Below are 15,151 nucleotides of genomic sequence, written 5' to 3'. Positions count from 1 at the left end.
TCCCCTGCGTCCTCCCCCGGAGTGTCGGTAGCCGCACCTACCGTGGCGGCATGCCCCCGTCCGGAGTGAAGGCCGCTCGTCCCGCCCACCGCTGCACCGAGTGCGGCTACGCCTCGGCGAAGTGGGTCGGCCGCTGCCCCGAGTGCCAGGCCTGGGGCACCCTGCAGGAGGCCGGCCCGCCCGCCGCCGCGCTCCGCTCGGTCGCGGCCGGCCCGGTCACCGCTCCCGCCCGGCCGATCGGCCAGGTCGAGCTGACCGGCGCGCGGGCCGTCCCCACCGGCATCCCCGAGTTCGACCGGGTGCTCGGCGGCGGGCTGGTGCCCGGCGCGGTGGTCCTGGTCGCCGGCGAGCCCGGGGTGGGCAAGTCCACGCTGCTGCTCGAGGTCGCCCACCGGGTCGCGGCGGGCAACGGGCCGACCCTGGTGGTCTCCGGGGAGGAGTCCGCGGCCCAGGTCCGGCTGCGCGCCGAGCGGATCGGCGCCCTGCACGACCGGCTCTACCTCGCCGCGGAGACCGAGTTGTCGGCGGTGCTGGCCCACGTCGAGCAGGTGGCCCCGTCGCTGCTGGTCCTCGACAGCGTGCAGACCGTCCGCTCCCCCGCCGTCGACGGCACCGACGGCGGCGCCACCCAGGTGCGGGCGGTGGCCACCGCGCTCACCGCCGTCGCCAAGTCGCGCGGGATGACCACCATCCTGGTCGGTCACGTCACCAAGGACGGGGCGATCGCCGGCCCGCGGTCGCTGGAGCACCTCGTCGACGTCGTCGTCTCCTTCGACGGCGAGCGGCACTCGACGCTGCGCCTGGTGCGGGCCACCAAGAACCGGTTCGGCCCCGCCGACGAGATCGGCTGCTTCGAGATCGGCGACGCCGGCGTGGTCGGCGTCCCCGACCCCTCGCACCTGTTCGTCTCCCGGCGCACCGCCGCGGTGCCGGGCAGCTGCGTCACCGTGACGATGGAGGGCAGCCGGCCGCTGCTGGCCGAGGTCCAGGCGCTCGTGGCCACCAGCGCCGGCGGCGGGTCCCCGCGGCGGGCGGTCAGCGGGCTGGACTCCCAGCGCGTGGCCATGGTCAACGCCGTGGTCGAGCGGCGCGGCGGGGTGCGGCTGGCCGACGCCGACGTGTTCGCCGCCTCCGTGGGCGGGGTGAAGATCGCCGAGCCCGCGGCCGACCTGGCGCTGGCGCTGGCCATCGCGTCGGCGTCCCGGGACACCCCCCTGCCCGAGGGCATGATCGCGCTGGGCGAGGTCGGGCTGTCCGGCGAGATCCGCCGGGTCGGCGGCACCGGCCGGCGGCTGGCCGAGGCCGCCCGGCAGGGCTACCGCCTGGCCCTGGTGCCGCCCGACGCCGGCCCCGCGCCCAAGGGCATCCGGCTGATGGAGGTCCCCGACCTCGGCGCGGCGCTGTCCTCGCTGTTCCCGGGGTGAGCCGGCCGGCCCCCGCACCCCGCTCGCGACCGGCCGACCGGCGTGCCACGTAGACTCAGCCGCCGTACCACGTCGACGTCAGGAGCGCCCGTGCCGCCCGCTGTGGACTCCGAGGTCGCCCTCCGGGAGCTCCTCGGCCGCATCGCCCCCGGGACGGCGCTGCGCGACGGGCTGGAGCGCATCCTGGCCGGGCGCACCGGAGCGCTGATCGCGCTGGGCTACGACCGGGTCGTGGAGTCCATCTGCACCGGCGGGTTCGCCCTCGACGTGGCGCTGTCGGCCACCCGGCTGCGCGAGCTGGCCAAGATGGACGGCGCGGTCATCCTGTCCTCCGACGGGCTGCGCATCGTGCGCGCCGGCGTGCACCTCATGCCCGACCCGACGGTGCCCACCGAGGAGTCGGGCACCCGGCACCGCACCGCCGAGCGGGTGGCCGTGCAGACCGGCTTCCCGGTCATCTCGGTCAGCCAGTCGATGCACATCATCAGCGTCTACGTCGCCGGCCGGCGCTACACCCTCGAGCACCCGACGACGATCCTCGCGCGCGCCAACCAGGCGCTGGCCGCGCTGGAGCGCTACAAGCTGCGCCTCGACGAGGTGGCGAGCACCCTGTCGGCGCTGGAGATCGAGGACCTGGTCACCATCCGCGACGCGATGAGCGTCAGCCAGCGGCTGGAGATGGTGCGCCGGATCGCCGACGAGATCGAGGGTTTCGTCGTCGAGCTCGGCACCGACGGCCGGCTGCTGGCCCTGCAGCTCGACGAGATGCTCGCCGGGGTCGAGGAGGACCGCGCACTGCTGGTCCGCGACTACCTGCCCGGCGGGGGCGGGCGGCGGCCGCGCAGCATCGAGCAGGTCCTCACCGACCTGCGGGCGCTGTCGGCCACCGAGCTGCTGGACCTCTCGGCCGTGTCCCGCTGCTACGGACTGCCCACCTCGGCCGAGGCCCTCGACTCCCCCGTCAGCCCCCGCGGCTACCGGCTGCTGGCGCGCGTGCCCCGGCTGCCGTCCGGGATCATCGACCGGCTGGTCGACCACTTCGGCGGCCTGCAGAAGCTGCTGGCGGCCACCATCGAGGACCTGCTGGCCGTCGAGGGCGTCGGTGAGGCCCGCGCCCGCGGCATCCGCGAGGGCCTGTCCCGGCTGGCCGAGACCTCGATCCTCGACCGCTACAGCTGACGGGCTCCCTGCAGGAGCCCGCCCCGAGCCTGCGAGGGGTGGGGGGCAGGGAGGTCCGTCACGTGACCTCGAGGGCGGCGTCCGGGCTGGTCTTGGTGTCCAGCCGGGCGCGCAGCACGTACTGCCCGGGCCCGACCGGCACGCGCTCCGCGCTGCACGTCGGCTCGCTGGTCAGCCCACCCCAGGTCAGCGGGAACACGACCTGCTCACCCGGCGCCAGGGTGCGGGTGTCGTCGCTCTGCTCCGGGAAGCAGTCGTTGCTGCCCCACAGGCGTGTCCCGGCCGCGTCGAGCAGCACGATCTCCTGCAGCTCCTCGTCCAGTACGCGGGTGCAGGGCACGTCGGAGGTGTTGGTGACGACGAGCTCGAGGACCGGCTGGGAGCCCGCGGGCACCGAGCCGGGCGTGCGGACCTCCAGGGCCACGACGTCGTCGCCGCAGGGTGCACCGGCCTCCTGCTCCGGCGCCGACGGCTCGGCCGGTTCCGGGGCCTCGGTGGGCGGCGGCGTGGGGGTCCGCACGCTGGCCAGCGAGGGGACGACGCGGTCGAGGGCGGGCGGCTGGGCGGTGGTGGTCGTCGCCGTCGCCTCGGCGGCCGCGGCGTCGCCGTCCGAGCCGCCCAGCAGGGACACGCCGAGCCACCCGGCCCCGCCGAGGACGGCCAGCAGCAGCACCAGCACCAGGAGCCGCCGTCGCCAGTAGACGGCGGCGGGCAGGGGCCCGACCGGGTGCAGCACGGACAGGACGCTAGTCGGCGGCCACTGCCCCCTCCTCCGCGGCACGCCGCGGTCCCGGGCAGGCACACTGAACCCTCGTGGACGACCCCGCCGCGCCGGCCCCCGGGCTCGGGGACGCCCTGGTCGACTGGTACGACACCGCGGCGCGCGACCTGCCGTGGCGGCGGCCGGGCGTGGACCCGTGGGCCGTGCTGGTCAGCGAGGTGATGCTGCAGCAGACGCCGGTGGCCCGGGTCGAGCCGGTGTGGCAGGCGTGGGTGGCCCGGTGGCCCACGCCGGCCGACCTGGCCGTGGCCTCGCCCGCGGAGGTCATCCGCGCCTGGGGCAAGCTCGGCTACCCGCGCCGGGCGCTGCGGCTCCGGGAGACCGCCGTCGCGCTCGTGGAGCGGCACGGGGGCGCCGTGCCCGCCGACGTGGCCGCCCTGGAGGCGCTGCCGGGCATCGGCACGTACACCGCCCGGGCGGTGGCCTGCTTCGGCCACGGGCAGCCGCAGCCGGTGGTGGACACCAACGTGCGCCGGGTGGTGGCCCGGCTGGTGCACGGCCGCGCGGAGGCGGGGACGGCGCGCGCCGCCGACCTCGCCGACGTCGCGGCGCTGGCACCGGCCGACCGGGACCGCGCGGTGCGCTTCTCGGTGGCGGCCATGGAGCTCGGGGCGCTGGTGTGCGTGGCCCGGACGCCGCGCTGCGCGGTGTGCCCGGTGCGCGACCGCTGCGCCTGGCGGCTGGCCGGGTGCCCCGCCGCCGACGGGCCGCCCCGCCGGGTGCAGCGCTTCGCCGGGACCGACCGCCAGGTGCGCGGCCGGCTGCTCGACGTCCTGCGGGCGGCCGAGGGCCCCGTGGCGGCGGCCGCCCTCGACGGGGCCTGGGACGACGCCGCCCAGCGCGCCCGCTGCCTGGACTCGCTGCTGGCCGACGGTCTGGTGGAGCAGACCGAGGACGGGCGGTTCGCGCTGCCCGCCTGAGGGGGCCGTCCGCCGTCCGACCTCACCGCAGCGCGTCCGACCTGACCGTGGGCGGTCGGGTGGGACGCGCGACGATCAGGTCACCTGATCGTCGCGGGCCCCGGCCCGGGAACGGCACAGGGGCCGCCTCCCTCGCGGGAGACGGCCCCTTCGCGGCCCCGTCCGGAGGCTCATCCCGAGCGTGCGAGGGGTGAGTGGGACGGGGTCCTTCAGCTAGCGGGTCACTCGCCCTTCCTGAGCGAGGTCGGGCCGCTCTGGCCGTCCTCGTCGTCGCCCACGGTGAGGGCGACCGGCGGGGTGTCGGGCAGGTCGATCGGCTTGGCCTCGCCGCGGAAGGTGAAGGTCGCGGTCGGACCCTCGCCCTCGACGTCCACCACGATGATCTGACCGGCGGTCAGCTCCCCGTAGAGGATCTTCTCCGACAGCGCGTCCTCGATCTCGCGCTGGATGGTCCGGCGCAGCGGCCGGGCACCCAGCACCGGGTCGAACCCGCGGGCCGCCAGCAGCTTCTTGGCGTCCTGCGTGATCTCCAGCGACATGTCCTTGTTGGCCAGCTGGCCCTCCACGCGGGCGACCATGAGGTCGACGATCTCGATGATCTCGTCCTCGGTCAGCTGGTGGAACACGACGATGTCGTCGATGCGGTTGAGGAACTCCGGCCGGAAGTGCTGCTTGAGCTCCTCGTTGACCTTGAGCTTCATCCGCTCGTAGTTCGACTGGGTGTCGTTGCCGACCTGGAAGCCCAGACCCACGGCCTTGGAGATGTCCCGCGTCCCGAGGTTGGTCGTGAGGATCAGGATCGTGTTCTTGAAGTCCACGATCCGGCCCTGACCGTCGGTGAGCCGGCCGTCCTCCAGCACCTGCAGCAGCGTGTTGAACACGTCCGCGTGCGCCTTCTCGATCTCGTCGAAGAGGACCACCGAGAACGGCTTGCGCCGCACCTTCTCGGTCAGCTGGCCACCCTCGTCGTAACCGACGTAACCGGGAGGGGCACCGACGAGCCGCGACACGGTGAACCGGTCGTGGAACTCGCCCATGTCGATCTGGATGAGGGCGTCGTCCTCGCCGAAGAGGAACTGCGCGAGCGCCTTGGCCAGCTCGGTCTTACCGACACCCGAGGGGCCGGCGAAGATGAACGAGCCACCGGGGCGACGCGGGTCCTTGAGGCCCGCGCGGGTGCGCCGGATCGCCTGGCTGACGCTCTTGATGGCCTCTTCCTGGCCGATGATCCGCTTGTGGAGCTCGTCCTCCATGCGGAGCAGACGGGTCGTCTCCTCCTCGGTGAGCTTGAAGACGGGGATGCCGGTCCAGTTGGCCAGCACCTCGGCGATCTGCTCGTCGTCGACCTCGGCGACGACGTCCATGTCGCCGGCCTTCCACGCCTTCTCGCGCTCGGCCTTCTCGCCCAGGAGCTGCTTCTCCTTGTCGCGCAGCGACGCGGCCTTCTCGAAGTCCTGCGCGTCGATCGCCGACTCCTTCTCGCGACGGATGGTCGCGATCCGGTCGTCGAACTCGCGCAGGTCCGGCGGCGCGGTCATCCGCTTGATCCGCATCCGGGCGCCGGCCTCGTCGATCAGGTCGATCGCCTTGTCGGGCAGGAAGCGGTCGGAGATGTAGCGGTCGGCCAGCGTCGCGGCGGCGACCAGGGCCCCGTCGGTGATGCTGATCCGGTGGTGGGCCTCGTAGCGGTCGCGCAGGCCCTTGAGGATCTCGATGGTGTGCTGCAGCGTCGGCTCGCCGACCTGGATGGGCTGGAAGCGGCGCTCGAGCGCGGCGTCCTTCTCCAGGTGCTTGCGGTACTCGTCGAGCGTGGTGGCGCCGATGGTCTGCAGCTCGCCGCGGGCCAGCATCGGCTTGAGGATGCTGGCGGCGTCGATCGCGCCCTCGGCGGCACCGGCACCGACGAGGGTGTGGATCTCGTCGATGAACAGGATGATGTCGCCGCGGGTGCGGATCTCCTTGAGGACCTTCTTCAGGCGCTCCTCGAAGTCGCCGCGGTAGCGCGACCCGGCGACGAGGGCGCCGAGGTCGAGGGTGTAGAGCTGCTTGTCCTTCAGCGTCTCCGGGACCTCGCCCTTGACGATCGCCTGGGCCAGGCCCTCGACGACGGCGGTCTTGCCGACGCCGGGCTCGCCGATGAGGACGGGGTTGTTCTTGGTCCGCCGCGAGAGGACCTGCATGACCCGCTCGATCTCCTTGGCCCGCCCGATGACCGGGTCGAGCTTGGAGTCGCGCGCGGCCTGGGTCAGGTTGCGGCCGAACTGGTCGAGGACCAGGGAGGTCGACGGCGTGCCCTCCGAGGGGCCGCCGGCCGCGGCCGGCTCCTTGCCCTGGTAGCCCGACAGCAGCTGGATGACCTGCTGGCGGACGCGGTTGAGGTCGGCACCCAGCTTCACCAGGACCTGGGCGGCGACGCCCTCGCCCTCGCGGATGAGCCCGAGCAGGATGTGCTCGGTGCCGATGTAGTTGTGGCCGAGCTGCAGCGCCTCGCGCAGCGACAGCTCCAGCACCTTCTTCGCCCGGGGGGTGAAGGGGATGTGGCCGGAGGGGGCCTGCTGGCCCTGGCCGATGATCTCCTCGACCTGCTGGCGGACACCCTCGAGCGAGATGCCCAGGGACTCGAGCGCCTTGGCCGCGACACCCTCACCCTCGTGGATCAGGCCCAGGAGGATGTGCTCGGTGCCGATGTAGTTGTGGTTGAGCATCCGGGCCTCTTCCTGGGCCAGGACGACCACCCGACGGGCTCGGTCGGTGAACCGTTCGAACATCTGCTGATCTCCTCTGACCGGCTGGTCCGGCACTGTCCTCCCCAGGAGCGGGGAGGAGCACCCGACGTCCGTCGGCGCGCTGGGGCACCGGTCTTCCACTGTAGTCACGGACCACGCCGTCCCGTCGGTGGCGACCGGCGGTGCGGTGGGTGGCTGTCCTGGTCAACCGATGGTGCCCGGACGGTGTTCCGGTCCGGTTACGCCGACAGCGGACGGCGCCGTGTCCGGGGACGCCGGTGGCCCGGCCCCTCGAGGGGACCGGGCCACCGGTGGCGTGCTCGAACGGCCCCGCTGCGGGGCCTTCCTCAGTGGGCCGCCTCGTAGGCGTCGACGACGCTGGCCGGGATGCGACCGCGGTCGCTGACGTTGTGGCCGTTCTTGCGGGCCCAGTCGCGGATGGCGCCGGCCTGCTCGCGGTCCATGCGGCCACCACCGCCGCCGCCGGTGGCCCGGGAACGGCCGCCACCGGAGGCGCGACCGCCGCCGCGGCCGACCTTGCGCGCGGCCTGGACGTACCGGGAGAAGGAGTCGCGCAGTTCCTTCGCGTTCTTCTCCGACAGGTCGATCTCGTAGTTCGTGCCGTCGAGCGAGAAGCTCACCGTCTCGTCGGCGGGCAGGTCCTCGTCGAGGTCGTCGCTCAGGATCACCTGTACCTTACGCGCCATTGTCGCTGTTCCTCGCACTCTCCGGCATCGCGCCGGTATCGGATTGTCGTCCGTCTGCTCCGGACTCTGCGGCCATTCGACCACACAATCGACCGGACGCACCAATCACGCGCAGTGACCCGCCCATTCCGGGGGAGAAATCGCGGCGAATACGGGGACAGTGCCGTTTCAGGACAGCGGTCGCACCAATGGGAACAGGATCGTCTCCCGGATTCCCAGACCGGTGAGCGTCATCATCAGCCGGTCGATGCCCATGCCGACCCCGCCGCAGGGCGGCATCCCGTACTCCAGTGCCTCGAGGAAGTCCTCGTCGAGCACCATCGCCTCGGGGTCACCGGCCGCCGCCAGCAGCGCCTGCTGGGTGAACCGCTCGCGCTGCACGACCGGGTCCACCAGCTCGGAGTAGCCGGTGCCCCGCTCGATGCCGCCGATGTAGAGGTCCCACTTCTCGGCCAGGCCGGGCGTCGAACGGTGCGCGCGGGTCAGGGGGGAGGTGTCGACCGGGTAGTCGACGACGAACGTCGGCGCCTGCAGCGAGTGCTGCACCAGCGCCTCGAACAGCTCCTCGACGACCTTGCCGGGCAGCCAGGCCGGGTCGACGCCGACGTCGTGCCGCTCGGCCAGGGCGCGCAGGTGCTCGACCGGCGTCTCGGGGGTGACCTCCTCGCCGACGGCGTCGGAGACCAGCGAGTAGAGCGGCACCTGCGGCCACTCCCCCGACAGGTCGACCTCGGTGCCGTCGTGGTGGCGGGCGGTGTGGTCGCCGAACAGCGCCACGCAGCACTCCTGGACCAGCTCCCGCGTGGTGCGCGCGACGTCGGAGTAGTCGGCCCAGGCCTCGTAGAACTCGAGCATCGCGAACTCCGGCGAGTGCGAGCTGTCGGCGCCCTCGTTGCGGAAGTTGCGGTTGATCTCGAACACCCGCTCCAGGCCGCCGACGATGCAGCGCTTGAGGAACAGCTCCGGGGCGATGCGCAGGTACAGGTCGAGGTCGAAGGCGTTCATGTGCGTGCGGAACGGCCGGGCCGCCGCACCCCCGTGCACGGTCTGCAGCATCGGCGTCTCGACCTCGAGGAAACCCCGGCCGGTCAGCCCGGCGCGCAGCGCGGCCACCACCTGCGCCCGCTGCCGGACGGTGCGGCGGGCCTCGTCGCGCACGATGAGGTCGACGTAGCGACGGCGGACCCGCAGCTCCTCGCTCATCGGCTTGTGCGCCACCGGCAGCGGCCGCAGCGCCTTGGCCGCCAGCTGCCAGGAGTCGGCGAACACCGAGAGCTCGCCGCGCCGCGACGTCCCGACCTCGCCCTCGACGACGACGTGGTCACCGAGGTCGACGTCGGCCTTCCAGGCGTCCAGCGCGTCGGCGCCCACGCGGTCGCGGGAGAGCATGACCTGCAGCTCCGCGTCGCCCTCGCGCAGCGTCGCGAAGCACAGCTTGCCGGTGTTGCGGCTGAAGATGACCCGGCCGGTGACACCCACGCGCTCACCGGTCAGGGTGTCCGGCTCGAGGTCGGGGAACCGCTCCCGGACGTCGGCCAGCGACGTCGTCCGCGGGACGGTGACCGGGTAGGGGTCGACGCCGGCCTCGCGCAGCCGGTCGAGCTTGCCGCGGCGGACCCGCAGCTGTTCGGGGAGCTCGTCGTCCGGCTGGCCGGGGGGTACGTCGGTCACGGCGCCCGAGCCTACGGCCGTGGGCCGCGCCACCTCCCCCGGACGGTGGTCAGCGGCGGCCGCCGGCCTGGTGGCGCTCGAAGGCCAGCCGCAGCCCGTGCACGGTGAGGTCGGGCTCCCGCTCGCCGATCGACCGGCAGCTGTCGGCCACCAGCGGTGCGAGCCCCCCGGTGGCGACGACGACCGGGGCCGCGCCGAACTGGCCGACCAGCTCGGCGGCGATGCGGGCGACCAGCCCGTCGACCAGGCCGGCGAAGCCGAGGACCAGCCCCGACTGCAGCGCCGCGACGGTGTTCTTGCCGATCGCCTGGGGCGGGACCGTGAGCTCCACCGAGCGCAGCTGCGCGGCGCGGCTGGCCAGCGCCTCCAGGCTGACCTCCACCCCCGGCGCCAGCGCGCCGCCGAGGAACTGCCCGTCGGGGCCGACGGCGTCGACGTTGGTCGAGGTGCCGAAGTCGACCACCACGACGGGACGGCCGCGGCCGTCGGGCCGGCGGCCGAACAGCTCGTGCGCGGCGAGCGCGGTGACCACCCGGTCCGCGCCGACCTCGCGCGGGTTGTCCACGTGCAGCGGGACGCCGGTGCGCACGCCGGGGCCGATGAGCACGACCGGCACCTCGAGGGAGTCCAGCAGCTGGCGCAGCGCGGGCAGCAGCGCGGGCACCGTCGAGCAGGCCGAGACCCCCGTGACCTCGCTGTCGCGCAGCAGCCCGCGCCACAGCATCCGCAGCTCGTCGGCGGTGGCCCGCGCGTGCGTGGTCACCCGCCAGCACCCGACCCGCCGGGCACCGTCGAAGGTGGCCAGCACGGTCTGGCTGTTGCCGACGTCGACGGTGAGCAGCACGACTCAGTCCCGCAGGTCCAGTGCCAGGTCGAGGATCGGGGAGGAGTGGGTCAGCGCGCCGACGGACAGGTAGTCGACGCCGGTCGCGGCGACCTCGCGGGCGACGGCGAGGGTGAGCCCGCCGGTGGCCTCCAGCTGCGCGCGGCCCCCGACCAGCGCCACCACCTCGCGCAGCCGGTCGGGCGCCATGTTGTCCAGCAGCAGGAAGTCCGCGCCGGCCTCGACCGCCTCGACGGCCTGCTCCGCGGTGTCGGCCTCCACCTGCACCGGCACCCTCGGCGCCCGCTCGCGGACGGCGGCGACGGCCGCGGCCACGGACCCGGCGGCGGCGACGTGGTTGTCCTTGACCATCGCGACGTCGTAGAGGCCCATCCGCTTGTTCGACCCGCCGCCGCAGCGCACCGCGTACTTCTCCAGCGGCCGCAGCCCCGGCGTGGTCTTGCGGGTGTCGAGCACCACCGCGCCGGTGCCCTCGACGGCGTCGACCCACGCGCGGGTGGCCGTGGCGATGCCGCTGGCCCGGCTGGCGATGTTGAGGGCGCTGCGCTCGGCGGCCAGCAGGGCCCGCACCGGACCCCGCACGGTGAGCAGCACGTCGCCGCGGGACACCCGGTCGCCGTCGGCGGCGCCGGCCGTCAGCGTGGCGCCGGGGGCCAGGCGGGCGAACACGCGGGCGGCGACCGGCAGGCCGGCGACCACGCCGTCGGCTCGGGCGACCAGGTCGGCGGTGCCGTACTGCGCCGGCGGCACGGTGGCGGCGCTGGTGACGTCGAGCGCGACGGCGAGGTCCGGAGCGCTCGGCAGCACGGGGCCGCCGGCGAGGTCCTCGGCCAGCGTGCGCTCGACGAGGTCCTCGACCCACGCCTCGGACAGGCCGGTGCCCTCCAGCGAGCGCGGGTCGGCGCTCACCACGGCGTCACCACCGGTGTGCCGACCGGGCGGCGGGTCAGGCGCAGGGCCCCGTCGTCGTCGAGCTGCACGTCCAGGTGCACCCGCCAGTCCTCCTCGGTGTCGGGGTGGTCCTCCCGCCAGTGGCACCCGCGGGTCTCCTCGCGGGCGGTGGCGGCGGCGGTGAGCGCGCCGGCGACGGTCAGCAGGTCGGTGGCCTCCCAGCTCGCCACCCCCGGGTCGGCGCCGGGCCCCTCGGTCAGCCCACGTGCCAGCGCGGTCAACGCGGCGCCGGCCTCGGCCAGGCCCGCCCCGGAGCGCAGCGCGGCGACCCGCCCGGACATCGTGTCGGTGACCGTCCGCCGGCCGGCCGGGTCGAGCAGCCCCGCCGTCGCCGGGGCGGCCTCGCGGGCCGGGGCGGACGGCGGCAGGCCGCGGGCCAGCTCCGCACCGATGCGCGCGGCGAACACCAGCCCCTCGAGCAGCGAGTTCGACGCCAGCCGGTTGGCGCCGTGCACGCCGGTGCAGGCGGCCTCGCCGCAGGCGTAGAGGCCGGGCACCGTGGTGCGCCCGGCGAGGTCGGTGACCAGGCCGCCGGAGGCGTAGTGGGCGGCCGGCGTCACGGGCACCAGGTCGGTGAGCGGGTCGACGCCGGCGGCGCGGCAGCGGGCCACGATGGTCGGGAAGCGGCGCTCGAGGTCGGGCACCGCGCGGGCGTCGAGCCACACGTGGTCGACGCCGTCGCGCAGCTGCACGCGGGTGATGCCCTTGGCGACGACGTCGCGCGGGGCGAGCTCGGCCAGCGGGTGCGCCCCCACCATGAACCGCTCCCCCGCGCCGTCGCGCAGCACCGCGCCCTCCCCGCGCAGCGCCTCGCTCACCAGCGGCTGCTGCCCGCGGGCGCCGGGTCCCAGGTACAGCGACGTCGGGTGGAACTGGACGAACTCCAGGTCGGTGGCCACCGCCCCGGCGCGCAGGCCGAGCGCCACGCCGTCGCCGGTGGACACCGCGGGGTTCGTCGTCGCGGCGTACACCTGGCCCATGCCGCCGGTGGCGAGCACGACCGCGCGGGCGCGGACGGCGCCGACGCCGTCCTCGGAGCCCTCGCCGAGCACGTGCAGCGTGACGCCGGCGGCGCGGCCGCCGGCGTCAGTGAGCAGGTCGAGCACCATCGCGTGCTCCACGAGGGTGACGCCGGGGTCGGCGTGCACGGCCTCGCACAGCGCCCGCATGACCTCCGCGCCGGTCGCGTCCCCGCCGGCGTGCACGATCCGGTCGGCGGAGTGCCCGCCCTCGCGGGTGAGCAGCAGCGCCCCGGCGGCGTCCCGGTCGAAGCCGGCGCCCCAGTCGATGAGCTGGTGCAGCCGCGCCGGCCCCTCGGTCACCAGCGCGCGGACCGCGGCGGGCTCGCACAGGCCCACGCCCGCGACCTCGGTGTCGCGGGCGTGCGCCTCCGCGGTGTCGGCCGGGTCGAGGACGGCGGCGATGCCGCCCTGTGCCCAGCGGGTCGAGCCGTCGTCGACGCGGACCTTGGTGACGACGGCGACCGACAGGCCGGCCGCCCGCGCGTGCAGCGCGACGCACAGCCCCGCGACGCCGGAACCGACGACGCAGACGTCGGCGGCCAGCTCCCAGCCCGGCGCCGGGGCGGCCAGGCGGGTGGGCAGGCCGGTGCGGGCCGGCGTCGTCAGGGTCACCGGACCGGCACGCCCCGGTCGCTGCGCCGCTGGTCGTCGGCACCGGGGACCGGGGCGGAGGGGTCGCCGCCGAGCTCGACGACGCGGTTCGTGGCGTCGACGTGCACCACCCTCGGGACGGAGGACTTCGCCTCGGTCTCGTCCATCAGGCCGTAGCTGATGAGGATCACCAGGTCGCCGGGGTGCACGAGGTGCGCGGCGGCGCCGTTGATGCCGATGACGCCGCTGCCCCGCTCGCCGGGGATGACGTAGGTCTCCAGCCGCGCGCCGTTGGTGACGTCGACGATCGCGACCTGCTCGCCGGGGAGCAGGTCGGCGGCGTCGAGCAGGTCCTCGTCGACGGTCACCGAGCCCACGTAGTGCAGGTCGGCCTGGGTCACCGTCGCCCGGTGGATCTTGGACTTGAGCATCGTGCGCATCATCGTGGTCCTCCCAGGGGAACGGGGACGTTGTCCAGGAGCCGGGTGTCGCCGGCACGGGCGGCGACCAGCAGGCGGGCGGGGCCGCTCACCGGCGCGGGCCCGAGGTCGGGGTCGGTGAGCGCGAGGTAGTCGGGGACGAGCTCCGGCGCGGTGGCCAGCACCGCGCCGGCCGCGGCCAGGACGGCGTCGGCGCCCCGCGGGCCGGCGTCGGCCCCGGCGCGCAGGGCACGGGAGATCGTCGCCGCGGTGACCCGCTGCCCGGCCGAGAGGTAGCGGTTGCGGGAGGACAACGCCAGGCCGTCGTCCTCGCGGACGGTGGGGACCCCGACCACCTCCAGCGGCAGCGCCAGCTCGCGCACCATCGCGCGGACGAGCGTGAGCTGCTGGTAGTCCTTCTCGCCGAAGTAGGCCAGGTCCGGCCGGGCCAGGCCGAGGAGCTTGGCGACGACGGTCAGCACGCCGGTGAAGTGACCGGGCCGCACCGCGCCCTCGAGGACGGAGCCGAGCGGGCCCGGGTCGACGGTCACGCCGAGCGCGCCCGGCGGGTAGACCTCCTCGACCGGCGGGTGGAAGACGACGTCGGCGCCCTCCTCGGTGAGCGCGGCGAGGTCGGCGTCCCAGGTGCGGGGGTAGCGGTCGAGGTCCTCGCCGGGTCCGAACTGGGTCGGGTTGACGAACACCGAGACGACGACGCTGCCGGCGCGCTCGCGGGCGGCGCGGACGAGGGCGCGGTGCCCCTCGTGCAGGGCGCCCATGGTCGGCACCAGGGCGACCGGGCCGGGCAGCGCGGCGCGCAGCCGGGTCAGGTCGGCGGTGGTCCGCGCGACCGCCGGCACGGGAGGCGCGCTCACCGGGAGCCGGCCGGGTCGGCCGCCTCGTAGAGCAGGTCGAGCAGCGGCGCGCCCTCGTGCCGCCGGAGCCGGCCGGAGGCCACGGCCCGCTCGGTGGTCCGCTGCGCCATCGCGACGTAGGCCGCGACCGACTCGGGCGCCCGCTCGGTCAGCGTCTCCAGGTGGTCGGCCACCGTCCCGACGTCGCCGCGGCTGACCGGGCCGGTGAGCCCGCGGTCGCCGCGGCGCAGGCCGTTGTCCAGCGCGGCGGTGAGCAGCGGGGTGAGCACCCGGGCCGGGTCGCCGACGCCGGCGGTGCGCAGCAGGTCGGCGGCCTCGGCCACCAGCGTGACCAGGTGGTTGGCGCCGGTGACCAGCGCGGCGTGGTAGAGCCGCCGGTCGTCCTCGGCCACGAAGAACGGCTCGCCGCCCATCTCCAGCACCAGGGTCTCGGCGACGGCGCGGTGCGCGGGCCGGCTGGTCACGCCGAACGGGGCGCCGGTCAGCCGGTCGGCGTCCTCGGGGGCGCCGGTGAAGGTCATCGCCGGGTGCAGCGCCAGCGGCAGCACGCCGGCGCGCTCGGCCGGGGCCAGCACGGCCAGGCCGTGCGCGCCGGAGGTGTGGAAGGCCAGCTGGCCGGCGCGCCAGGTGCCGGTGCCGGCCAGACCGGCGACCAGCCCGGCGAGGGTGTCGTCGGGCACGGCGAGGACGACGAGGTCCGCGGCGGCCACGACCTCGTCGGCGGGGAGCAGGGGGACGCCGGGCAGCAGCCGGGCGGCGCGCCCGGCGGAGGCGGCGGACAGGCCGGAGGCGGCGACCACGTCGTGGCCGGCGGCGGCGAGGGCGGCCCCCAGGACGGCGCCGACGCGGCCGGCGCCGATGACGCCGACGCGGAGGCGGGCGGGAGCGTGGCCGGCGGGCGGGAGCCCGGCAGCGCGGGTGGTCCTGCGGGCAGCAGGCATCGGTGCACCTCTCGTTCCAGTCCCTGGCGGGTACCGGACTCGGGTCCGTCCGTCGTCGTCGGCGGCCGTGGGTCGTGCGGTCGTGCCGGTGGTGCGGTGT

Annotated in this window: 13 protein-coding genes; 3 read left to right on the top strand and 10 right to left on the bottom strand. The window is 75.2% G+C overall.

Annotated elements, in window-relative coordinates; translation table 11 throughout:
• The first annotated feature begins 50 nt into the window (after positions 1-50).
• Together radA and disA are read left to right on the top strand one after the other, a co-directional pair.
• A complete protein-coding gene (radA, locus tag LY71_RS19160; RefSeq protein WP_106280677.1) occupies positions 51-1,424 on the top strand; it encodes a DNA repair protein RadA in 1,374 nt (457 codons plus the stop codon).
• A gap of 90 nt (positions 1,425-1,514) precedes the next feature.
• Positions 1,515-2,603 carry a DNA integrity scanning diadenylate cyclase DisA gene (disA, locus tag LY71_RS19155; RefSeq protein WP_106280675.1) on the top strand — a complete coding sequence of 363 codons (1,089 nt, stop codon included), beginning with the start codon at positions 1,515-1,517 and terminating at the stop codon, positions 2,601-2,603.
• Between the two features lie 58 nt (positions 2,604-2,661).
• Here the strand turns inward: disA and LY71_RS19150 are convergent, their stop codons facing one another.
• On the bottom strand, positions 2,662-3,339 hold the full coding sequence (locus LY71_RS19150; RefSeq protein ID WP_106280673.1) for a MucR family transcriptional regulator: 678 nt from the start codon (positions 3,337-3,339) through the stop codon (positions 2,662-2,664).
• 77 nt (positions 3,340-3,416) lie between these two features.
• Between LY71_RS19150 and LY71_RS19145 the strand changes: the two genes are divergently transcribed.
• The gene (locus LY71_RS19145; protein ID WP_106280671.1) at positions 3,417-4,304 is read left to right on the top strand and encodes an HhH-GPD family protein; all 888 of its coding nucleotides are present in this window, start codon (positions 3,417-3,419) and stop codon (positions 4,302-4,304) included.
• Between the two features lie 221 nt (positions 4,305-4,525).
• Here the strand turns inward: LY71_RS19145 and LY71_RS19140 are convergent, their stop codons facing one another.
• From LY71_RS19140 to LY71_RS19100, 9 genes are all read right to left on the bottom strand, one after another.
• Positions 4,526-7,072: an ATP-dependent Clp protease ATP-binding subunit gene (locus LY71_RS19140; RefSeq protein ID WP_106280669.1), complete on the bottom strand. Its 2,547-nt coding sequence runs from the start codon at positions 7,070-7,072 to the stop codon at positions 4,526-4,528.
• Positions 7,073-7,377: 305 nt separating this feature from the next.
• Positions 7,378-7,737, bottom strand: coding sequence for a histone-like nucleoid-structuring protein Lsr2 (locus tag LY71_RS19135; RefSeq protein WP_106280667.1), 360 nt, complete (start codon positions 7,735-7,737; stop codon positions 7,378-7,380).
• 168 nt (positions 7,738-7,905) lie between these two features.
• Complete coding sequence (gene lysS / locus LY71_RS19130; RefSeq protein ID WP_106280664.1) at positions 7,906-9,408, bottom strand: lysine--tRNA ligase; 1,503 nt, start codon at positions 9,406-9,408, stop codon at positions 7,906-7,908.
• A gap of 49 nt (positions 9,409-9,457) precedes the next feature.
• On the bottom strand, positions 9,458-10,252 hold the full coding sequence (locus LY71_RS19125; protein WP_106280662.1) for a type III pantothenate kinase: 795 nt from the start codon (positions 10,250-10,252) through the stop codon (positions 9,458-9,460).
• 3 nt (positions 10,253-10,255) lie between these two features.
• Complete coding sequence (gene nadC / locus LY71_RS19120; RefSeq protein WP_245888095.1) at positions 10,256-11,161, bottom strand: carboxylating nicotinate-nucleotide diphosphorylase; 906 nt, start codon at positions 11,159-11,161, stop codon at positions 10,256-10,258.
• A complete protein-coding gene (locus tag LY71_RS19115) occupies positions 11,158-12,837 on the bottom strand; it encodes an L-aspartate oxidase (RefSeq protein ID WP_245888094.1) in 1,680 nt (559 codons plus the stop codon). The genes nadC and LY71_RS19115 overlap by 4 nt, the downstream gene beginning before the upstream one ends.
• Positions 12,834-13,256 carry an aspartate 1-decarboxylase gene (gene panD, locus LY71_RS19110; protein WP_281261624.1) on the bottom strand — a complete coding sequence of 141 codons (423 nt, stop codon included), beginning with the start codon at positions 13,254-13,256 and terminating at the stop codon, positions 12,834-12,836. Before panD ends, LY71_RS19115 begins: the two co-directional genes overlap by 4 nt.
• The gene (gene panC, locus LY71_RS19105) at positions 13,256-14,110 is read right to left on the bottom strand and encodes a pantoate--beta-alanine ligase (protein WP_245888092.1); all 855 of its coding nucleotides are present in this window, start codon (positions 14,108-14,110) and stop codon (positions 13,256-13,258) included. Before panC ends, panD begins: the two co-directional genes overlap by 1 nt.
• Positions 14,107-15,051 (bottom strand): Rossmann-like and DUF2520 domain-containing protein, encoded by a 945-nt coding sequence (locus LY71_RS19100; RefSeq protein WP_106280656.1) that lies wholly within the window; start codon positions 15,049-15,051, stop codon positions 14,107-14,109. Before LY71_RS19100 ends, panC begins: the two co-directional genes overlap by 4 nt.
• Positions 15,052-15,151 lie beyond the last annotated feature (100 nt).

It is taken from the genome of Geodermatophilus tzadiensis, from assembly GCF_003002915.1.
GTDB lineage: Bacteria > Actinomycetota > Actinomycetes > Mycobacteriales > Geodermatophilaceae > Geodermatophilus > Geodermatophilus tzadiensis.
The sequence above is the reverse complement of the archived record's forward strand: the minus strand, read 5'-3'. Positions and strand labels throughout refer to the sequence as shown.

Coding starts and splice junctions, on each gene's coding strand:
- panD (WP_281261624.1), bottom strand. CDS start 13,256: ATGCGCACGATGCTCAAGTCCAAGATCCACCGGGCGACGGTGACCCAG.
- LY71_RS19100 (WP_106280656.1), bottom strand. CDS start 15,051: ATGCCTGCTGCCCGCAGGACCACCCGCGCTGCCGGGCTCCCGCCCGCC.
- LY71_RS19135 (WP_106280667.1), bottom strand. CDS start 7,737: ATGGCGCGTAAGGTACAGGTGATCCTGAGCGACGACCTCGACGAGGAC.
- radA (WP_106280677.1), top strand. CDS start 51: ATGCCCCCGTCCGGAGTGAAGGCCGCTCGTCCCGCCCACCGCTGCACC.
- LY71_RS19140 (WP_106280669.1), bottom strand. CDS start 7,072: ATGTTCGAACGGTTCACCGACCGAGCCCGTCGGGTGGTCGTCCTGGCC.